Source organism: Pantoea sp. DY-15, from assembly GCF_019795935.1.
Lineage (GTDB): Bacteria > Pseudomonadota > Gammaproteobacteria > Enterobacterales > Enterobacteriaceae > Pantoea > Pantoea leporis.
This window is the reverse complement of sequence record NZ_JAIMIF010000004.1, coordinates 464,884-485,854: the sequence shown is the minus strand read 5'-3', so window position 1 is coordinate 485,854 and position 20,971 is coordinate 464,884. Positions and strand designations below refer to the sequence as shown.

Sequence of the window (20,971 nt, the reverse complement as noted above, 5' to 3'; positions counted from 1 at the left end):
CCCCGCTGTAATCCTGACGATTCTCTGCGCGATGCTTTCCAGCCTCACGCAGGCCTGACTTCCGCTTTCTCTCGCCCTTTTCTACCGTAGCGGCTCCACAACAAGGAGCCTCACTATGGACAGACAACGCGGTTTTACCCTTATCGAATTGATGATTGTGATTGGCATCGTCGCCATTCTCAGCGCCATCGGTTTACCGGCCTATCAAAACTACCTGCAACGCGCAGCGCTTACCGACATGCTGCAAACCATGGTGCCGTACAAAACAGCAGTTGAACTCTGCTCCATTGAGCGCGGCGGACCGGCACAGTGTCAGGCAGGACAACGCGGTATTCCGGTGGCCAAAGGTTCGCGCTATGTGGCGACACTCAGCGTCGTTAATGGAACCATCAACCTGACCGGCCAGGAAAGTCTCAGCGGATTAACGGTTGAAATGCTGCCGATTTGGAGCGCAACCGATGGCACGTTGAGCTGGCAACGCACTTGTACCAGCGATAACAGCAGCCTGCGCGATAGCTGCCTCGAGCAGTTCCGCTTTGCCGACAAGGATGCCAACTGATGGACAATCCTAATAGTGCGCTGCAAGCCTTGTGCGCCCGTTATCAGGCGGTGATTCTGCACCATGACGCCACACTACTGCGCGTAGCGGTAGCCGACACGCCCGATCCGCTGCTGCTGGAAGCGCTACAGTTCGCCAGCCAATGTAAGGTGGAGGTCGAGTGCTGGCCTGCCGCACGACTTGAGCAGTTGCTGCACGAACCGGATGCCGCCGCAGCACCGCGTGAACATGCCAGCGCTGAGTCAGCGATTAACGCGGTCGATCAGATTTTGCGCCAGGCCATTCAGCGCCGCGCCTCAGATGTGCATTTCGAACCGCAGCGCCATGGATTGCGGGTGCGTCTGCGCATCGATGGCGTGTTGCATAAACTGCCTCAGCCTTCTGAAGCACAACCCGCTGCGATTCTGGCGCGCCTGAAAATCCTCGGTGGATTGGATATCGCCGAACGGCGTCTGCCGCAGGACGGACAGTTTACGCTGGAGATAGAGGACAAACTGGCGGCGTTTCGACTCTCAACGCTGCCGGTAAGCCAGGGTGAAAAAGCCGTGGTGCGGCTGCTGCAAAGTGAAAACAGCGCCATCACCCTCGATAAACTCGGCATGCCCGCAGCACAGCTGCGTTTGCTGAAAAACGCGCTGGCGAAACCGCAGGGTTTGATTCTGGTTACCGGCCCGACCGGCAGCGGTAAAACCTTCACGCTCTATAGCGGGTTAAGCGCGCTTAACGTGCCGGAGAAGAATGTATGTAGCGTAGAAGATCCGGTTGAGATCCCGCTGGATGGCATTAATCAAACACAGATCCAGCCGCGCAGCGGACTTGATTTCAATCGTGTGCTGCGCGCACTGCTGCGCCAGGATCCCGATGTGATTATGGTGGGGGAAATCCGTGATGCCGAGACGGCCAGCATCGCCGTTAAAGCTGCGCAGACCGGCCATCTGGTGCTTTCAACACTGCATACCAACTCGACCGCTGAAACGCTAACGCGCCTGCGCCAGATGGATATTCCCGGTTATCTGCTGGGCCCCGCTTTGCAGTTGGTGGTGGCGCAGCGTCTGGTCAGACGCTTGTGCGTGCATTGCCGTCAGCCGGGACAAGCCATCGCCCATCTGCCGGCCGAACTCTGGCCGGGCACGCTGCAAACCTGGCGCGCACCGGGCTGCGATCACTGCTTCTCCGGCTATTACGGGCGGCTGGCGCTGTTTGAAGTCTTGCCGCTAACCACCAAATTGCAGAATGCTATTTCGGCAGATATGCCGCTGGAGCATCTGCTAACGCTGGCAAATGAGCAGGGAATGAAAACTTTGCTGGCTGCGGGGCTTGAAGCGGTAAGTCGCGGCGATACCTCCTTTGAAGAGATGCAGCGCGTGGTGGGATTGGGCGATGGCTAATCTCTATCATTTCCGCTGGCAGGCTCTTGATACCATGGGCGTGCTGCAGGAAGGCGAATCACTCAATGCCAGCCAGGATGCGTTGCTCAATCAACTCTCCGATCGCGGCATGCTGCCGGTGAACTGGCAGCGTGGAAAATGCTGGCGTTCGCGCGACTGGAAGTGGCAACAGAAAATCGACCTGGTGCGGCAACTGGCGACGCTGCTCAAGGCCGGCTTACCGCTGGCCGAAAGTCTGATTCTGCTGGCAGAAGGCCATCCTCATGCCGGTTGGCGGGTATTACTGAAAGGATTGCAGCGCCGCGTCATCGCTGGTGAGCCCTTCTCGCAAGCCTTGCAAGAGTGGCCGCAAATCTTTCCCCCGCTGTTTCCCGCTTTGATGCAAGTGGGTGAATTAACCGGCCAACTCGACGAGTGCTGTCGCCAGCTGGCGCAGCAGCAAAGCAAGCAGCAATACTTACGGCAAAAAGTGGTGAAGGCGCTGCGCTATCCCCTGTTTATCTTGCTGGTAGCGCTCGCGGTCAGTGCTGGCATGCTGCTGTTTGTTTTGCCAGAATTTGTCTCTGTCTATGCCAGTTTTGATGCGCCGCTGCCCGCTTTTACTGCTGCGGTGATGTCGTTGTCAGAACTGCTGCAGAAGGCCGCGCTGCCGCTGTCGCTGGTAGGTGCCGTATTACTGATGATTGTGCAGCAGACTTATCGACGTTCGGTACCGTGGCAAAAGCGCGTACATCAATGGTTACTGCGCATGCCACTGTTATCTGCGCTGTGGCGCGGCGGGCAGCTCAGCCAGATTTACGCCATCCTGCAACTTACACAGCAATCCGGTTTAACCCTGCTGCAAAGCCTGCAGGCGGTTGAAGTGACCTTGGTATCACGACTGTGGCGCGATGCCATCATTCAGTTGCAGCAGCACATTGCTGCGGGTGCGCCGCTGCATCAGGCGCTGCAACAGCATCTGCTGTTTACGCCCCTGTGTGCCCAACTCATCCGAGTGGGTGAAGAAGCGGGTGCGTTAGATGTGATGCTGGCACGGCTGGCGGAGTGGCATGAGGCGCAAACATTAGCGCGCGCTGATGCTCTGGCGGCATCGCTGGAACCGATGATGATGGTGGTAATCGGCGGGATTGTTGGCACCTTAGTGATTGCAATGTATCTGCCGGTATTTGGTCTTGGCGATGCCATTCGATGACGGGCACGCGCGATGCGCGCCCGTTGGCAGAGATTAACGAGTGAACACGCGGTTCTCTTGTTCAGCGACGCGGATAAAGGTGGTGCGTTTCGTCAGCTCTTTCAATCGTTCAGCACCGACGTAGGTACAGGCCGAACGTAAACCGCCGAGGATATCTTTAACCGTCTCCTCAACCGGCCCGCGCACTGGTAACCGCACGGTTTTGCCTTCCGCCGCACGGTATTGTGCGACACCGCCAACGTGGCGTTTCATCGCCGATTCGGAACTCATGCCGTAGAACAGCATAAATTTCTCACCCTGTTCTTCAACGATGGTTCCTTCACACTCGTCATGTGCCGCAAGCATGCCGCCGAGCATGGTGAAATCTGCACCGCCCCCGAAAGCTTTGGCAATGTCACCTGGAACCGAGCAGCCGCCGTCGCTGACGATCTGTCCGCCTAAACCGTGTGCCGCATCAGCGCACTCGATAACGGCAGAAAGCTGAGGATAACCAACGCCGGTCTTCACGCGTGTGGTGCACACTGAGCCGGGGCCAATACCCACTTTGACGATGTCTGCGCCAGACAAAATCAGTTCTTCCACCATTTCACCGGTAACCACGTTGCCTGCGCAGATGGTTTTACCAGGGAAGCTTTCACGCACGCGCAACAGAAACTGAACGAAGTGCTCAGAGTAGCCGTTAGCAACGTCGATACAGATAAAGTTGAGCTGCGGTGATAACGCCAGAATGGCGGATAACTTCGTGAAATCTGATTCTGATGTACCGGATGAGACCATCACATAACTCAGCGCCGCCGCTGGCGCGCGCTGCACAAATGCCTGCCACTCTTGCACGCTGTAATGTTTATGCACTGCGGTCAGTACGTTAAAACTCGCCAGGGCTTCAGCCATCGTGAAAGTGCCGACGGTATCCATGTTGGCGGCAATGATTGGAATGCCACTCCAGTTCAAGCCTGAGTGTTTAAAAGTGAAGGTGCGTTCCAGCTCAACCTCGGAACGGCTTTTCAACGTGGAACGTTTTGGGCGGATCAAAACATCTTTAAAGCCCAGTTTTAGATCTTCTTCAATGCGCATAGCTAATTATCCTGGTTAGTGACGACGAACCGCGGTTCGGGTAGCGCTCACGGCTCCAGTGTCGTTATCATACGCGCCATTCGTTCCGCGACAAGACTGCGAATTTCACTTTATTTAGGCTACAATCCCTTAAATTTAGCTGAGAGAATTGATTGTGATCATGCTCTCATCTTGCTGTGGTTGATCGCCGCTCACGATATAAATTTTGCGAGAACGCTATGCCTTATACCGTTGCGCTCACCGGCGGCATTGGCAGTGGTAAAACCACTATTGCCAACGCTTTCGCAGCGCTAGGCGTTGATATTATTGACGCTGACGTCATTGCCAGAGAAGTTGTTGAGCCCGGAACGCCTGCACTAAAGGCGATTGCTCAGCGTTATGGAGATACCATTCTGACGGCAGAAGGCACGCTCTATCGTGCACGGCTTCGTGAAATTATTTTCCAGCAGCCACAAGAGAAAAACTGGCTCAATCAGTTGCTTCATCCACTCATCAACGCCCGCACGCAACAATTAAAGTTACTGGCTACTTCACCTTATGTGCTTTGGGTGGTACCGCTGTTGGTCGAAAACGGCTTACAGCATCAGGCCGATCGCGTGTTGGTCGTAGATGTGGATACCGCCACGCAGTTGCAACGCACCCAACAGCGGGATGGCATTTCGCTGAGTCAGGCGAAAAATATTCTTGCCGCACAGGCCAGTCGCGAACAGCGTCAAGCCTGTGCGGATGACATCATTGATAACAGTGGTACGCCTGAACAGGTGCTACCGCGCGTTGCTGAGCTTCACCAGCGCTATCTACGCCTGGCAGCAACCGGAAAGGATTAACATCATGAGCACTGTTGTTCTGTTTGAACACCCTTTGAATGAGAAGATGCGCACCTGGCTGCGAGTTGAATATCTGATTGATCAGCTGTATGAAACGGTGCCGGTTAGTGGTTCGGTTTCAGCACTTGGCGTGTTCCGCATCCTTAGCGATTTACTGGATATTTTTGAGCGCGGGGATATGCGCACTGAACTGCTAAAAGAGCTGGAGCGCCAGCAGCAAAAATTGCGCGCGTGGCTGGATGTGCCAGGCATTGACGAATTGCGTGTGAATAATCTGCGTCAGCAGTTGAAGCAATGCTCAAGCGAACTCATGGCGGCACCGCGCATGGGCCAACAGTTACGTGAAGATCGCCTGGTTGCTCTGGTACGTCAGCGTTTGAGTATTCCCGGCGGCTGCTGCAGTTTCGATCTACCAAGCCTGCATATCTGGCTGCATCAGGAGCAAGCGGTGCGGGATGTTCAGGTGAATGGCTGGCTGGAATCACTGAATCCGCTGCGTAATAGTTTGACGATGATCCTTGATTTAGTACGCCAGTCTGGCGTATTTCGTCATCAAACCAGCCTCAACGGCTTTTATCAGGATAACGCCGAAGGATCCGATTTACTGCGCCTGCAATTAACTCTGGAAGACGCGCTGTATCCGCAAGTCTCGGGCCATAAAAGCCGTTATGCGATTCGTTTCCTGCCGTTAGACAGCGAACGCGGAGAAGTGCCAGCCCGACTGAATTTTGAATTAGCTTGTTGTTAGAGGAAGTTATGCCGGAAGAGATGATTACCGTACCTTGCCCCAATTGTCGTCGCGATGTGATTTGGGATGAGTTGAGCCCGTGGCGGCCATTCTGCAGTAAACGCTGCCAGCTGATTGATTTAGGTGAATGGGCAGCAGAAGAGAAACGCATTCCCAGCAGCGGTGACCAGATGGACAGCGATGACTGGAGCGAAGAACAGCAGTAAAAAGTAAGGGGCCTAGCGCCCCTTCACTTAAATCTCGCCAGCCACTAATCGGCTGATCAGTTCATGGTTCGCAGGCGGAAATTCATCCGCGACCAAATTCTGCTGTTCGACCCAACGCTGTGGCTGACCTTCACGACCATAAGGTTCGCCGTTCCAGCCTTCAACCAGGAAGAAATGCAGCGTAACGCGCAGATCTTCATAACTGTGGTCGGCCTGGCCAATCGCGCTTGCCGATGTGACTTCGATACCGGTTTCTTCCATCAGCTCACGCTTGAGCGCCTGCTCGGCAGATTCATCTTGTTCAATTTTTCCGCCAGGAAACTCCCACTTATTTGCCATGTAGGAGCTTGCCGCACGCTGGGCAAGGAAGATTTGACGTTCTGTATTGCGAATGATGCCCACCGCAACCTGCAGGTGTTTCATAAGCTGGATTCCACTTTTAATAAATGAGCGCTGAGTGTAAATCAGTCATGAAGTGATGTTAACCGTTGAGAGGAAAGTGACGCCCTGCGCCGCACAAAAGCCAGTGATTAAGACATGTCGTAAGGATCGCAACCGGGAATGTTGGGAATACTCGCAGCCACTTTCTTCTGCCAAACCCGACTACCTATGGAATTCAAAGAAACAACGTTTCTGGCGCAAAATACGCCGGAACAATTACATGCCCTACGCCATTTGGTATTTCATGACATCCTGACGTTAGACAGCGCTAAGAACACCTTAACATGGTGGCCTGAACACAAAGTTATTTCGTTGAATGAAGCGCAAAAAAGATTCTTCTCCTGCCTGTTGCTGCGCATTACCTCGAAGCGTCAGATTATTGCTACGGTGTGGAATGAGAGCTATCCGAGCATCAGCGATAATAATTACCATCAACTCCTGTTCCAAAGCCGGGCGCTGTTGAAGCGAGCTGGCCTACCGGATGGTCTGCTGGTGACGCTGCCCTATCATGGCGTGCGCCTAAACGAAGAGAAACTAATGGCGATAACACGCTAAATCGTTATTAAAAAAAAGGAGCCCGAAGGCTCCTTTTTTATCAGGCCAGACGACCGTGGCACTGTTTGTATTTTTTGCCGGAACCACATGGGCAGAGATCATTACGGCCCACTTTACGCTCCCCGCCTTGTGCGGCTAATGCTTCGGCGGCAGCGGTGGCATCATCAACGTGGCTCAACTGCTGCTGTTGCGCTAAACGCTCAGCTTCTTCACGGCGCTGCTGTTCCATCGCTTCAACTTCTTCTGGCATGCGCACCTGAACTTTGCTCAGGGTGCTGATCACTTCGTATTTCAGTGACTCCAGCATCGCCGCAAACATAGAGAAGGATTCACGCTTGTATTCCTGCTTCGGATCTTTCTGGGCATAACCGCGCAGGTGGATGCCCTGACGCAAATAATCCATCGCCGCCAGATGCTCTTTCCACAACGAATCCAGCGTTTGCAGCATCACGCCTTTCTCGAAGTTACGCATCATCTCTTCGCCAACCACTTCTTCTTTGGCAGCATAGTTTTCCGCGGCGTGGGTCATGATGCGTTCGCGCAGCGTCTCTTCGTGAAGATCGGGCTCTTTATCCAACCACTCAGCAATAGGCAGGTTCAGATCGAAGTCGTTACGCAGACGCTCTTCCAGGCCGGCAACATCCCACATCTCTTCCAGTGACTGCGGCGGAATGTAGGTATCAATGGTGGTTTTGTAGACATCTTCGCGGATGCTGTTGATGGTTTCCGACACATCAGACACATCCAGCAGTTCGTTACGCTGGCTATAGATAGCACGACGCTGATCGTTAGCCACGTCATCGTATTCCAGCAGCTGCTTACGAATATCGAAGTTGCGGCTTTCCACTTTACGCTGCGCGTTGGCAATCGCTTTGGTCACCCATGGATGCTCAATTGCTTCGCCTGGTTTCATGCCCAGTTTACGCATCATGTTCGATACGCGATCTGAAGCGAAGATACGCATCAATGCATCTTCCATCGACAGATAGAAGCGTGAAGAACCGGCATCACCCTGACGACCCGCACGACCACGCAGCTGGTTATCGATACGGCGAGATTCGTGACGCTCAGTACCAATGATGTGCAGACCGCCTGCAGCCAGCACCGCATCGTGACGCAGTTTCCACGCCTCTTTCATCGCCTGAATCTGCTCTTCGGTTGGCTCGTCCATCGCGGCAAGCTCAGCCTGCCAGCTACCGCCCAGCACGATATCGGTACCACGACCGGCCATGTTGGTTGCGATGGTGACCGCTGCAGGTTGACCTGCCTGAGCAACAATATCCGCTTCGCTGGCGTGGAATTTAGCGTTCAGTACGCTGTGTTTAATGCCTGCGCGCGTCAGTTCGTTGGACACGACTTCCGATTTCTCAATCGAAATCGTACCCACCAACACCGGCTGCCCTTTGGCAGTACAGGCACGGATGTCTTCGATAATGGCATCGATCTTCTCTTTCTCGGTCATGTAGACCAGATCGGCCATATCTTTACGCACCATCGGACGGTTGGTTGGCACCACGATAGTGTCGAGCTTGTAAATGGAGCTGAATTCGAATGCTTCGGTATCCGCGGTACCGGTCATACCTGCCAGTTTCTCATAGATACGGAAGTAGTTCTGGAAGGTAATGGAAGCCAGCGTCTGGTTTTCATTCTGGATTTCCACGCCTTCTTTCGCTTCAACCGCCTGATGCAGACCATCTGACCAGCGGCGACCTTGCATGGTACGACCGGTGTGTTCATCAACGATGACCACTTCGCCATCTTTAACGATGTAATCAACATCGCGGGTGAAGAGTGCATGAGCACGCAGCGCCGCAGTAACGTGGTGCATCAGCATGATGTTGGTTGGGGAGTAGAGTGACTCGCCCTCTACCATAATGTTTTGGCTAACCAGCAGCTCTTCAACTTTTACCAGGCCGCGCTCGCTCATGTGTGCCTGGCGCGCTTTTTCATCGACCCAGAAATCGCCTTCGCCCTGGAAGGTTTCAGAGTCTTCTTTTTCCTGACGCACCAGATGCGGGATGATCTTGTTAACTTTGGTATACAGCTCAGAGCTGTCTTCCGCCGGACCAGAGATGATCAGTGGCGTACGTGCTTCATCGATCAGGATTGAGTCGACTTCATCCACTAATGCGTAATGCAGCTTACGCTGCACGCGCTCTTCCGGGCTGAACGCCATGTTGTCGCGCAGGTAGTCGAAGCCGTATTCGTTGTTGGTGCCGTAGGTGATGTCAGCGGCATAAGCTGCACGCTTCGCCACAGCTGGCATGTTTGGCAGGTTAATGCCGATGGTCAGGCCAAGGAATTCAAACAGTGCACGGTTATTTTCGGCGTCACGCTGCGCCAGATAGTCGTTGACGGTAACAACGTGCACGCCTTTGCCGCTCAGCGCGTTCAGGTAAGCGGGCAGGGTCGCAGTCAGGGTTTTACCTTCACCGGTGCGCATCTCTGCGATGCAACGTTCGTTGAGCACCATGCCGCCAATCAGCTGCACATCAAAGTGACGCATACCGAAGACGCGCTTACTTGCTTCACGTACGGTGGCAAAGGCTTCTGGAATCAGGCTCTCAAGGCTTTCGCCTTTTTTCAGGCGCTCGCGGAACAGGTCAGTTTTCGCTTTCAGTTCATCGTCAGAGAGCTTTACGAAATCCGGCTCCATCTTATTGATGACGTCGACGATTTTGCGCATACGGCGCAGAGTACGATCATTGCTGCTGCCGAATACTTTAGTTAATAATTTGATTAACATGATAAATTTTTCTCAATTCAGCCGTGATTTCACGGGCTGCAAAATCTGATTCAGGATGTGGAAAAAACGTTAGCAGTTAAGCAATGAAAGGCCCGGCGCGGATGCCATGAATAGCAGCTTGCCAATCAGCAGAGGAAAGGATTTGTGGTTCGTTGTGACGCAGGTTTTGTTGCGGCTCAACAACAGTCAGCGATTGCGCCGGAGAAGTCAGCAACGCCTGAAGCGAACCTATCAACGCCAGCTTTTGTGCCGTTAGCGGCACAGCTTGATCGGCTTCCGCCTGAGCGGGCGGCGTCATACTAAAGGAAAGGTGGCGAATAACGGTGCGAATCGCATGCTGGTGCCAGTAATCGACGTTGAAATTCGGTCGACGCGCGCTTTCCTGCAGACGAATCAGATGGTCAAAATGGACAACATTGCCGACAAACAGGCTGCTGATCGGCGAATCATTTGCTTTCGGCTCAGAACTTTGCGCACAGGCAGGCAAACCTAAACTGGCCGCCACCATCCCCAACAGGAGATGTGGCCAGAAATAGCGTCTGCCTAATTGTCGCCAGCGTGAGAAAATCCCGATCACAATCCGTCCACAATGCGTTGAATAAAGTGATAAAGCGGTGGCAAAAATCTGCGTTACCCGGCTTATATGAGCGCCAGATGATAGCACTTATGTGCGGCTTCGACACCAGTCATTAAAGGGGCTTCGGCGGAATTCACGTTTTTTTGTACAGGGTTTCGCCAGTTGCTACAGCGAAATGAGATCGGTTTGGCAGGATTGAAAATGAGGCAATAAAAAACGGCAGGTTCAACTGACCGGAGAGGGTGTCAGCGAAACCTGCCGTTTTAGGTCTGACTTACGCCAGAACTAAATTTGGTGCTTTGAATGCCAGTGGCAGTTCAGCTTCATCTTCGAAGGTCGCCCATTCCCAGGCTTCCTGCTTAGCAAGAACCGCTTGCAGCAACTTGTTGTTCAACGCATGGCCCGATTTAAAGGCGGTAAACGCGCCAATAACATTGTGGCCGCACATGAACAGGTCACCGATCGCATCGAGCATTTTATGACGAACAAATTCGTCTTCAAAGCGCAGACCGTCTTCGTTTAATACGCGGAAATCATCGAGGCCAATCGCACAATCTAAACTACCGCCCAGGCACAGGCCTTTAGACTGCAGATATTCGATTTCACGCATAAAGCCAAAAGTGCGCGCACGGCTGATTTGGCGAACAAAGTTCTCAGCCGAGAAGTTGAGCTGGTAACGCTGCGAGCTTGAGTCAATCGCTGGATGTTTGAAGTCGATAGTGAAGTCGAGTGAGAAACCGTTATACGGTTTGATCTCGGCCCACTTATCGCCATCCTCCACACGCACCGTTTGCTTAACGCGTACGAATTTCTTCGCGCTGTTCAGCTCTTCGATGCCTGCGTCCATCAGCAGATAGACAAAAGGTGCGGCACTGCCATCCATGATTGGGATTTCCGGTGCATCAACTTCAACAATGATATTGTCGATGCCCAAGCCCGCCAATGCGGCGTTCAGGTGTTCAACTGTTGAAATACGCACGCCTTCATCATTCACCAGGCAAGTACTCAGCATGGTGTCGCGCACATATTTTGCATCAGCCGGGAAATCTACCGGTGGATTCAAGTCAGTGCGACGATAGATGACCCCGGTGTTAGCCGACGCAGGGCGTAACGTCAGTGTGACTTTCTTGCCGGTATGTAAACCGACGCCAGTCGCCTGAACAATACGTTTTAATGTCCTTTGTTTGATCATCGCTTTATCTCGCAATATTACCCTTCCGACCGCCAGTATAAATTACCAGCGGGGGGATACTTTAGCACAAAGAGCGGGGAATCCCAATTCTCGGGATATTCTTAGTCTGCCTGCTTACGCAAGAAGGCTGGAATATCAAGGTAATCGGGTTCTTTGCTGGATGCCGCCGGTTGGTCATTCACCACTTTCGCGGCTGGTTTTTGCTCCTGCGGCAGCGGCGCCATGCCGTGCTGCTGGTAGCGATGATCCATCACTGGCTGAGTGGCCGGTTTGTTGGTCACCAGAGTGATTTCCGGACGCTTATCCATGCCGATGCCGGTTGCAACTACGGTCACACGCAGTTCGTCGTTCATCTCTGGATCCAGAGAAGTACCGATAACTACGGTTGCGTTGTCAGAAGCGAAGGCACGGATGGTGTTACCCACGGTTTCGAACTCATCAAGACGCAGGTCGAAGCCCGCAGTGATGTTGACCAGCACGCCGCGCGCGCCAGACAGATCGATGTCTTCCAACAGTGGAGAAGAGATCGCCATTTCTGCCGCTTCTTCCGCACGATCTTCACCACATGCCACACCTGAACCCATCATGGCGTAACCCATTTCTGACATCACGGTACGCACGTCCGCGAAGTCGACGTTCATCAGGCCAGGACGCGTAATCAGTTCAGCGATACCCTGCACTGCGCCTTTCAATACGTCGTTGGCTGCGCCGAACGCATCCAACAGAGAAATACCGCGCCCCAGAACTTTCAGCAGCTTGTCGTTTGGAATAGTGATCAGTGAATCGACATGCTTAGACAGTTCAGCGATACCTTGCTCAGCAAAAGCCATACGCTTTTTACCTTCAAAGTTGAATGGCTTAGTCACCACCGCAACCGTCAGGATACCCAAATCTTTTGCCACTTCAGCCACGACTGGCGCTGCACCGGTACCAGTACCGCCGCCCATGCCAGCTGCGATAAATACCATGTCTGCACCATCCAGCGCAGCACGCAGTGCTTCGCGATCCTCTTCTGCAGAGTTACGGCCCACTTCTGGGTTCGCACCTGCACCAAGACCTTTAGTGATATTGGTCCCGATCTGGATCGTCTGGCCGACCGCTGTCTTACGCAACGCTTGCGCGTCGGTGTTTACAGCGAAGAATTCCACACCTTCGATACGCTCGCGTACCATGTGCTCTACGGCGTTGCCACCGCCACCGCCGACGCCGATGACTTTAATCACCGCGTCATTGGTTAATTCCATAGGTTCAAACATGATTTCTCTCCGTTATGTGCCTGTCGCCTGGAGATCATAAACATTGCCAGCATGATCTCCTTTTTCAAAAATTAAAACTCTTTCTTCAGCCAGCTGTTGATCCGCTTGAACCAGTTGCCCACTGAAGCACGTTTTTCCGTTTCTGCATCACCGTTCATGTGTGACTCTTTGCCGTAATGCAGCAGGCCAACCGCCGTAGAGTAATACGGCTCCTGCGCATAATCCGTCAGGCCGGTGATGTTAAGCGGCTGTCCGATGCGCACTTGCGTGTGGAACACGCGCTGTGCGCAGGCTGCCAAACCTTCAATCTGCGCCGCACCACCGGTCAGCACGATACCGGCCGCCAGATGATGTTTCACGCCTTGCTGGCGCAGCTGCTCCTGTAATTGCAGAATCTCGTCGTTGACCAGATTCAACAGTTCGGTGTAACGCGGCTCGATGACTTCAGCCAGCGTTTGACGCTGCAGGCTACGTGGTGGACGTCCACCTACGCTCGGCACTTCGACATTTTCGTCTTTGCCGACAATCGAGCCCAATGCACAACCGTGACGCACTTTAATCGCTTCTGCGTCGGTCGGCGGTGTACCAAAAGCGTATGCAATATCGCTGGTTACCACGTTCCCGGCATACGGGATCACTTTGGTGTGACGCAGTGCACCGCCAGTATAGACAGCGATATCCATTGTACCGCCACCGATATCAACAACACAGACGCCCAGCTCACGTTCATCTTCCGTCAGTACAGAGAAACTGGATGCCAACCCAGCAAAAATCAGTTGGTCAACTTTCAGGCCGCAACGTTCAACGGCTTTGACAATATTTTTTGCCATATCGTTGTGGCAGGTGATCAAATGTACTTTCGCCTGCATACGCACGCCGGAAAGTCCCACTGGATTCTTAATGCCTTCCTGATAATCGATGGCATATTCCTGCGGAATGACATGCAGAATACGATGCTCATCACGTACGCGAACGGATTTCGCCGTATGCACCACGTTCTCTACATCATCCTGAGTCACTTCCTCTTCCGAAATCGGAACCATCCCGATTTCGTTCTGGCAACTGATATGTTTGCCCGATAAAGCAAGGTAGACCGATGAAATCTGGCAATCCGCCATCAATTCAGCCTGATCGATGGCGCGCTGTACGCATTTCACCACCGACTCCAGATCGTTTACGCCGCCTTTATCCATGCCGCGAGACGGGCAACTGCCCACCCCAATAATATTGACCATACCATCGGGCAGAATTTCCCCAACCAGGGCGGACACCTTCGCGGTGCCAATTTCGAGTCCTACTACCAGTTTTCTGTCCGTTGCCTTGATCATTGTGGTTTAGCCTGTGCCTGGTTCTGTTGCTGATTACTGTCCTGTCGCTCTATCGGTGCAGCGGCCCAACCGACTGCGGCGCCCGAATCGTAGCGCAAATCAACGTACGTGATGCGCTGGTTCTGACTCTGGCCCTGCTGCTGCAAATCCGGATAAAGCTCAATAAAACGGTTCAGACGCTTCATGGTATCGCTACGACCTAATTCGATGCGCACATCGTCACTGGTCACTAATTGCCACGAGCGCCGCGCCGTCATCGACGCGACCTTCAGGGTAAACTTGTTAGCCTTTAACACATCACTCATGGTGTGATAGCCGGCTAACACCTCATTTTCACTGCCTTCCGGGCCGTACAACATTGGCAACGTTTCTTTGCCAACGTGACTGGCCGGGACGCTGAAGGAGACGCCAGCGGCGTCCACCATATGTGAGTCGTTCCAGCGTGCAACCGGAACATACTCCACCAGATTTATCTTCAGCTCATCAGGCCACTGCTTGCGCACACTGACCTGCTTAATCCAGGGTAAACGCTCAATCTGCTGCTGGATGATATCCACGTTCTGCGACATGAAGGTCCCCGGCGCGCCAAGCGATAAAATGGCCTGACGAATATCATCATGCGTGGTGTAGTGGGTTTGCCCGGTCACCACCAGCTTCGATAACGGCAAGCGTGACGCGTCATTCATCCACTTCAGCACCACGAGGCCGCCCGCCACCATAATGCCCAGCACAATCAGCAGGAACACCATGCCAAACAGTCGCGCACCGTTGCTACGCCCGGAGCGTGTCCGCTCCTGAGGTTCGCGATTGCGTACTCGTATCGCTGCCTGAGACATATCAGTCAGCCAGCTCCAGAATACGCGCCACCAGCTGCGGGAAGCTGTATCCCGCTTGCTTTGCGGCCATCGGCACTAAACTGTGGCTGGTCATGCCAGGCGAAGTATTCACTTCCAGCAGCTGGAAATTGCCCTCACCGTCAGCCATCACGTCCACGCGGCCCCAGCCGCTGCAACCCAATGCGCGCCAGGCTGACCACACCAACGTCTGCAATTCTGCTTCCTGCTCGACGCTTAAACCGCTCGGGCAGAAGTATTCAGTATCGTCAGAAATGTATTTCGCTTCATAGTCATAGAACTCGCTGGCGGTTTTAATTCTGATGGAAGGCAGAATTTGCTCACCTACGATGCCCACGGTGTACTCCGCGCCGCTCAGAAAAGCTTCAATCAGCACGTCATCATCATGACGAAAGGCTTCTTCAAGCGCTGCGGGTAATGCATCCGCATGGTTCACGCGGCTGATACCAACGCTAGAACCTTCGCAGCTTGGCTTTACAAACAGCGGTAAGCCCAGCGCCTCAATAGCTTTGGTGGTATCCGCGTCTAAACCTTGTTCATGCTGCTGACGCGTCAGCCAGACAAATTTGCCTGATGGTAATCCCCTGCCCTGCCACAGCAATTTGCTGCGCAGTTTGTCCATAGTGATAGCCGAAGCCATCACGCCGCTGCCGGTGTAAGGCAATTGCAGGAATTCCAGCACCGCTTGCAGCGTGCCGTCTTCACCACCACGACCGTGCAAAGCAATAAACGCTTTAGCGAAGCCTTGCTGTTTCAGTTCCAGCACCGACACATCACGCGTATCGACCGCATGCGCATCAATGCCCATTTCACGCAGTCCGGCCAGTACCGCCGCACCGGACATCAGCGATACGTCACGCTCTGCCGAGGTGCCGCCCATCAATACTGCAACCTTCTCAGTCATGGCGCGCCTCCGACTTAACGGCAGGCTGTAATTCGTTTTCGGCCAGCTTGCGGGCAATCTTGCCGATGTTGCCTGCGCCCTGCACGATCACCAGATCGTCGCCCGATAGCAACGGCGCCAGCGCATCTGGCAGCGCGTCATGCTCAGAGACCAGAATCGGATCAACCTTGCCACGGTTACGAATCGCACGGCACAGCGAGCGGCTGTCAGCGCCGGGAATCGCCGCTTCACCCGCCGGATAGACATCCAGCATCAGCAACACATCCACCTGCGACAACACATTAGCGAAATCATCAAACAGGTCACGCGTACGCGTGTAACGATGCGGCTGGAACACCATCACCAGCTTCTTCTCAGGCCAGCCCGCACGTGCGGCTTTGATGGTGACATCCACTTCGGTGGGATGATGGCCATAATCGTCGACCAGCATCGCACTGCCTGGATTACCGTTGACGGCGGCGGTATCGAACTCGCCCAGCACGTCAAAGCGGCGTCCGGTGCCCTGGAAGCTCTCCAGCGCGGCCAGAATCGCGTTATCTTCAATGCCTTCTTCGCTGGTAACAGCTACCGCGGCAGCCGCGTTCAGGGCGTTATGACGGCCAGGCGCGTTCAGCGTCACTTTCAGCACCGGCTTATCCTGACGGATAATGGTGAAGTGCCCTTGCGCGCCACGCTGCTCGTAATTCTCGATACGCACATCCGCATCATCGCTGAAGCCGTAGGTTGTCACCTGGCGGCCCACGCGCGGAATCAGGTCACGAATCACCGCATCATCCACGCACATCACCGCGCGTCCGTAGAACGGCAGGTTGTGCAGGAAGTTAATGAACGTCTGCTTCAGGTTCTCAAAATCGCCCTGATAGGTGTCCATGTGATCCGCTTCAATGTTGGTGACAATTGCCACCATCGGTTGCAGATGCAGGAAGGACGCATCACTTTCATCTGCTTCAGCAATCAGGTAACGGCTGCTACCGAGGCGCGCATGCGTACCGGCGGCTTTAACCAAGCCACCGTTAACAAACGTGGGATCCAGTCCGCCTTCCGCGTAAATGCTGGTCACCATCGCGGTGGTGGTGGTTTTACCGTGCGTGCCCGCAACGGCAATGCCATGACGGAAACGCATCAGTTCAGCCAACATCTCAGCGCGACGAATCACGGGAATACGCTGCTCACGAGCGGCAACCAGTTCAGGGTTATCCTGCGCCACGGCCGTCGACACCACGACAACGCTGGCTTCAGTGACGTTTTCAGGACGATGGTTGAAATAAATCGTCGCGCCCAGCGCAGCCAGATGCTGTGTCACCGCGTTCGGCGCCAGATCAGAACCGCTGATGTGATAGCCTTCGTTCGCCAACACCTCGGCAATACCGCCCATGCCAGCACCGCCGATGCCGACAAAGTGAATGTGCCGGACGCGACGCATCTCGGGCACAATAGAACGCAGTTTTGCCAATTGTTGTGTATTCATCTGTTTCAATTACCTGTTTTTCCCGTTTGTACCTGCTAAGGGTACGGGCCAAATCAACTGGCCGATTAATTTACTTCGCGGCGCGCGCCACTTCATTTGCAACCCGCTCGGTTGCATCGGGAATCGCGACCTGACGGGCTTTTTCTGCCATCGCCAACAATGTGGTGCGATCCCAGTGACGCAGCGTGTCCGCTACCACAGCCGCGGTGAACTGCGGCTGCTCGAAAATTTTGGCTGCGCCCGCTTTTTCCAGCGGCAGCGCATTCCAGTACTGCTGACGATCTTTGTGCTGAAACGGTACGAAAATCGCCGGTAAACCTGCGGCCGCCACTTCGCTTACCGTCAATGCGCCCGAACGGCACACTACGACATCGGCCCAGGCGTAAGCTTCGGCCATGTCATCGATAAACTCCGTGACTTTATGCTGCGGCTGGCCCGCTGCGCGGTAAGCCTGCTGCACGGTTTCCAGTCCGCCTTTACCGGTTTGATGCCAAACCGTAATGGCTCCACCCAACTCTGCGGCCACTTGCGGCACGGTCTGGTTGAGGATGCGCGCGCCCTGGCTGCCGCCGACTACCAGCACGCGTATCGGGCCGAAACGTGCACTTAGGCGCTCTGCCGGTAACGGCAGCGCTAACACATCGGTACGCACCGGATTGCCAACCACTTCAGCATTTGGAAACGCCCCCGGAAACGCCTGCATCACTTTGGTGGCGATCTTCGCCAGCCACTTGTTGGTCAGTCCGGCAATGCCGTTCTGCTCATGCAGCACCACCGGAATACCGCAGCTCCACGCCGCTAAGCCGCCAGGACCCGAAACGTAGCCGCCCATTCCCAGCACCACATCCGGCTGCCAGCTCTTCATGATGCGACGCGCCTGGCGCCATGCATTGAAGATGCGTACCGGTGCCAGCAACTGCGCTTTAACACCTTTACCGCGTAAACCGCTGATGCGGATAAAATCAATTTCAATGCCGTGTTTCGGCACCAAATCCGCTTCCATTCGGTCAGCGGTTCCCAGCCAGCGCACCTGCCAGCCTTGTTCCATCAGGTGATGGGCAACGGCCAGACCGGGGAACACATGTCCGCCAGTACCGCCTGCCATGACCATCAACCGTTTGCCACTCATCGTGCACCTCGGGTAAACGCCTGCGCTTTTGCCAAACGCGTTTCATAATCTATGCGCAATAAAAATACGATGGCGGTCGACATGATGATCAGACTCGAACCACCGTAACTGATCAGCGGCAGCGTCAGACCTTTGGTTGGCAGCATACCTGCGGCCGCACCCACGTTAACCAGCGCCTGGAAGCTAAACCACACGCCAATTGAGCAAGCGAGGAAGCCTGAGAAGCGCTGATCGATCTCCAGAGCACGGCGACCAATCGACATCGCGCGAAAAGCGACGAAGAATACCATCAACAGCGCTAAAACCACACCGACATAACCCAACTCTTCACCGATGATGGAGAAGATAAAGTCGGTATGTGCTTCCGGCAGATATTCCAGTTTCTGTACCGAGTTGCCTAAGCCCTGCCCCCAGAACTCACCGCGCCCAAACGCCATCAACGATTGCGTCAGCTGGTAGCCGCTGCCGAAGGGATCTTCCCACGGGTTCCAGAAGGAGGTCACACGGCGCATACGGTACGGTTCGGCGATGATCAGCAGCACTACAGCGAAAATGCCGGAGCCGATGATCGCCAGGAACTGCCACATTTTCGCCCCGGCGAGGAACAGCATCGCCAGCGTGGTAACAAACAGCACAACGACGGTACCGAGATCCGGCTGCGCCAGCAGCAGCACGGCCAGCACCACCATCACGCCCATCGGCTTACAGAAGCCCCAGAAGTTGTTACGCACCTCTTCGACTTTGCGCACCAGATAGCTGGCGAGATAGCAGAACAGCGTCAACTTCGAAAGCTCGGCCGGCTGAATACGCAGCGGGCCAAGGGCAATCCAGCGCGATGCACCGTTCACCGAGCTACCGACGACCAATACGATCAGCAGCATCACCACGGACACCATCAGCATCACGTTGCTGTAGCGCTGCCAGAAATCCATCGGGATGCGCAAGGTCACCAGCGCCATACCAAACGCCAAAGCGATATAGAATGCATCACGCTTGGCAAAGTAGAACGGATCTTCATTCAGACGTTGACCGACCGGCATCGACGCCGACGTCACCATCACAAAACCAATCAGCGCCAGCCCAAAGGTCAGCCACAGCAACGTGCGATCGTACAGCACCACCGGCGCATCATCATTGTCGCGCGCGCCCATCACCCATTCACGCAGGCGCAACGACAGATAGTTGGCGATACCGGCTCCAGGAATGCGCATCAGCTCAACTCCTTCGCCAGTTGCGCGAACTGATCGCCGCGCTGTTCAAAATTACGGAACTGGTCAAGGCTGGCGCAGGCCGGTGATAACAGCACCATATCGCCGGCTTTAACCTGGGCGGCAATCTGCGTCATCGCCTGCTGCATGGTTTCAGTGCGCGTGGCGATCTCCGGACGCAATGCCGCTAACGCATCGCCATCACGCCCAAAACAGAACAGCTTCACATTGTCGCCCTGCAGATAGCGCGCCAGCGGGCTGAAATCAGCCGATTTGCCGTCGCCGCCCAGCAGCAGCCACAAGGTGCCTTTTACCTGCAGGCCATTCAGCGCCGCTTCGGTGCTGCCAACGTTGGTGGCTTTGGAATCGTTAATCCAGCGCACACCGTTGGCTTCATGCACCAGTTGGAAGCGGTGCGCCAGGCCGGTAAAGGTGGTTAACGCTTTCAGGCTGGAAGCGCGCGGAATGTTCACTGCGTCGGCCAATGCCAGCGCTGCCAGCGCGTTGGTGTAATTGTGTTGACCAACCAGCGTCATCTCATCGGTGTTCAGGACTTTCTCGCCCTTCGCCCGCAGCCAGGTGCTGCCCTGCTGCTGATTGAGATGATAATCGCCGAGGTTGATGCCGAAGCTCACGCAGCGCTGATCAACACCGCGCACCGGCATGGTCATGCCATCGTCAGCATTCACTACACAGACGCTGGCGTTTTCGTAAATGCGCAGCTTGGCGGCACGATACTGCTGCATGCCGAGCGGATAGCGATCCATATGATCCTCGGTGAGATTGAGGATCGTCGCCGCAGCCGCTTTCAGGCTGTGGGTGGTTTCCAGCTGGAAGCTGGAGAGTTCGAGTACATAAAGCTGTGCTGGCGATTTCAACAGCGTTAACGCTGGCAAACCGATGTTGCCGCCCACGCCCACCTGCCAACCTGCAGCACGCGCCATTTCGCCCACCAGCGTCGTCACGGTGCTTTTGCCGTTGGAACCGGTAATCGCCACAATCGGTGCCTGCGCTTCACGACAGAACAGCTCGATATCGCCAATGATTTCAATCCCGGCATCGGCGGCTTCGCTCAAGGCAGAATGCGCCAGCGCGATGCCGGGGCTGGCGATAATCAGATCGGAGGCCAGCAGCCAATCGCTATTAATACCGCCAACATAGCGCTCAACCGAGGCTGGCAGTTTGTCCAGCCCCGGCGGCGAGACACGGGTATCCATCACGCGTGGCGTTACGCCTTGCGTGAGGAAGAAATCAACACAGGAGAGGCCAGTAATGCCTAATCCAATGATGACGACTTTTCTGCCCCGATAGTCAGCCAT

At 54.7% G+C, this 20,971-nt stretch carries 20 protein-coding genes; 7 read left to right on the top strand and 13 right to left on the bottom strand.

Annotated elements, in window-relative coordinates; translation table 11 throughout:
- Positions 1-115: 115 nt before the first annotated feature.
- Genes ppdD through hofC form a run of 3 tightly spaced genes read left to right on the top strand, consistent with a single transcriptional unit; the run spans position 116 to position 3,139 of the window.
- Positions 116-559 (top strand): prepilin peptidase-dependent pilin, encoded by a 444-nt coding sequence (gene ppdD / locus K5Y32_RS17340; RefSeq protein ID WP_222185277.1) that lies wholly within the window; start codon positions 116-118, stop codon positions 557-559.
- Positions 559-1,947 (top strand): type II secretion system protein GspE, encoded by a 1,389-nt coding sequence (gspE, locus tag K5Y32_RS17335; protein WP_222185276.1) that lies wholly within the window; start codon positions 559-561, stop codon positions 1,945-1,947. Before ppdD ends, gspE begins: the two co-directional genes overlap by 1 nt.
- The gene (gene hofC / locus K5Y32_RS17330) at positions 1,940-3,139 is read left to right on the top strand and encodes a protein transport protein HofC (protein ID WP_222185275.1); all 1,200 of its coding nucleotides are present in this window, start codon (positions 1,940-1,942) and stop codon (positions 3,137-3,139) included. Before gspE ends, hofC begins: the two co-directional genes overlap by 8 nt.
- 33 nt (positions 3,140-3,172) lie before the next feature.
- Here the strand turns inward: hofC and K5Y32_RS17325 are convergent, their stop codons facing one another.
- Positions 3,173-4,213 carry a GMP reductase gene (locus K5Y32_RS17325; RefSeq protein ID WP_222185274.1) on the bottom strand — a complete coding sequence of 347 codons (1,041 nt, stop codon included), beginning with the start codon at positions 4,211-4,213 and terminating at the stop codon, positions 3,173-3,175.
- A 218-nt stretch (positions 4,214-4,431) separates the two neighbouring features.
- Between K5Y32_RS17325 and coaE the strand changes: the two genes are divergently transcribed.
- The 3 genes from coaE to yacG are packed head-to-tail and all read left to right on the top strand — an operon-like array spanning position 4,432 to position 5,994.
- Positions 4,432-5,040 carry a dephospho-CoA kinase gene (gene coaE / locus K5Y32_RS17320; protein WP_222185273.1) on the top strand — a complete coding sequence of 203 codons (609 nt, stop codon included), beginning with the start codon at positions 4,432-4,434 and terminating at the stop codon, positions 5,038-5,040.
- A 4-nt stretch (positions 5,041-5,044) separates the two neighbouring features.
- Positions 5,045-5,788 carry a cell division protein ZapD gene (gene zapD, locus K5Y32_RS17315; protein WP_222185272.1) on the top strand — a complete coding sequence of 248 codons (744 nt, stop codon included), beginning with the start codon at positions 5,045-5,047 and terminating at the stop codon, positions 5,786-5,788.
- 8 nt (positions 5,789-5,796) lie between these two features.
- A complete protein-coding gene (yacG, locus tag K5Y32_RS17310) occupies positions 5,797-5,994 on the top strand; it encodes a DNA gyrase inhibitor YacG (protein ID WP_064737573.1) in 198 nt (65 codons plus the stop codon).
- A gap of 27 nt (positions 5,995-6,021) precedes the next feature.
- Here yacG and mutT read toward each other — a convergent pair whose 3' ends face one another.
- The gene (mutT, locus tag K5Y32_RS17305) at positions 6,022-6,417 is read right to left on the bottom strand and encodes an 8-oxo-dGTP diphosphatase MutT (RefSeq protein WP_222185271.1); all 396 of its coding nucleotides are present in this window, start codon (positions 6,415-6,417) and stop codon (positions 6,022-6,024) included.
- A 138-nt stretch (positions 6,418-6,555) separates the two neighbouring features.
- Between mutT and K5Y32_RS17300 the strand changes: the two genes are divergently transcribed.
- A complete protein-coding gene (locus tag K5Y32_RS17300) occupies positions 6,556-6,990 on the top strand; it encodes a response regulator (RefSeq protein WP_255602682.1) in 435 nt (144 codons plus the stop codon).
- Positions 6,991-7,030: 40 nt separating this feature from the next.
- Here K5Y32_RS17300 and secA read toward each other — a convergent pair whose 3' ends face one another.
- The 11 genes from secA to murD all read right to left on the bottom strand — a co-directional run bounded on the left by secA (position 7,031) and on the right by murD (position 20,971).
- Positions 7,031-9,736, bottom strand: a complete 2,706-nt coding sequence (gene secA / locus K5Y32_RS17295; RefSeq protein WP_154154201.1) for a preprotein translocase subunit SecA — start codon at positions 9,734-9,736, stop codon at positions 7,031-7,033.
- A gap of 76 nt (positions 9,737-9,812) precedes the next feature.
- Positions 9,813-10,313 (bottom strand): secA translation cis-regulator SecM, encoded by a 501-nt coding sequence (secM, locus tag K5Y32_RS17290; RefSeq protein WP_222185270.1) that lies wholly within the window; start codon positions 10,311-10,313, stop codon positions 9,813-9,815.
- 274 nt (positions 10,314-10,587) lie between these two features.
- A complete protein-coding gene (gene lpxC, locus K5Y32_RS17285) occupies positions 10,588-11,505 on the bottom strand; it encodes a UDP-3-O-acyl-N-acetylglucosamine deacetylase (protein WP_007888639.1) in 918 nt (305 codons plus the stop codon).
- Between the two features lie 101 nt (positions 11,506-11,606).
- Positions 11,607-12,761, bottom strand: a complete 1,155-nt coding sequence (ftsZ, locus tag K5Y32_RS17280; RefSeq protein ID WP_008108602.1) for a cell division protein FtsZ — start codon at positions 12,759-12,761, stop codon at positions 11,607-11,609.
- Positions 12,762-12,832: 71 nt separating this feature from the next.
- Positions 12,833-14,089: a cell division protein FtsA gene (gene ftsA, locus K5Y32_RS17275; RefSeq protein WP_007888634.1), complete on the bottom strand. Its 1,257-nt coding sequence runs from the start codon at positions 14,087-14,089 to the stop codon at positions 12,833-12,835.
- Positions 14,086-14,925 (bottom strand): cell division protein FtsQ, encoded by an 840-nt coding sequence (gene ftsQ, locus K5Y32_RS17270; RefSeq protein ID WP_222185269.1) that lies wholly within the window; start codon positions 14,923-14,925, stop codon positions 14,086-14,088. Before ftsQ ends, ftsA begins: the two co-directional genes overlap by 4 nt.
- A 1-nt stretch (position 14,926) precedes the next feature.
- Positions 14,927-15,847, bottom strand: a complete 921-nt coding sequence (locus K5Y32_RS17265; RefSeq protein ID WP_222185268.1) for a D-alanine--D-alanine ligase — start codon at positions 15,845-15,847, stop codon at positions 14,927-14,929.
- A complete protein-coding gene (gene murC, locus K5Y32_RS17260; protein ID WP_222185267.1) occupies positions 15,840-17,315 on the bottom strand; it encodes a UDP-N-acetylmuramate--L-alanine ligase in 1,476 nt (491 codons plus the stop codon). The genes K5Y32_RS17265 and murC overlap by 8 nt, the downstream gene beginning before the upstream one ends.
- Positions 17,316-17,385: 70 nt before the next feature.
- Positions 17,386-18,444 carry an undecaprenyldiphospho-muramoylpentapeptide beta-N-acetylglucosaminyltransferase gene (gene murG / locus K5Y32_RS17255; RefSeq protein ID WP_222185266.1) on the bottom strand — a complete coding sequence of 353 codons (1,059 nt, stop codon included), beginning with the start codon at positions 18,442-18,444 and terminating at the stop codon, positions 17,386-17,388.
- Positions 18,441-19,655 (bottom strand): cell division protein FtsW, encoded by a 1,215-nt coding sequence (gene ftsW / locus K5Y32_RS17250; protein WP_222185265.1) that lies wholly within the window; start codon positions 19,653-19,655, stop codon positions 18,441-18,443. Before ftsW ends, murG begins: the two co-directional genes overlap by 4 nt.
- Positions 19,655-20,971, bottom strand: a complete 1,317-nt coding sequence (murD, locus tag K5Y32_RS17245; protein WP_222185264.1) for a UDP-N-acetylmuramoyl-L-alanine--D-glutamate ligase — start codon at positions 20,969-20,971, stop codon at positions 19,655-19,657. Before murD ends, ftsW begins: the two co-directional genes overlap by 1 nt.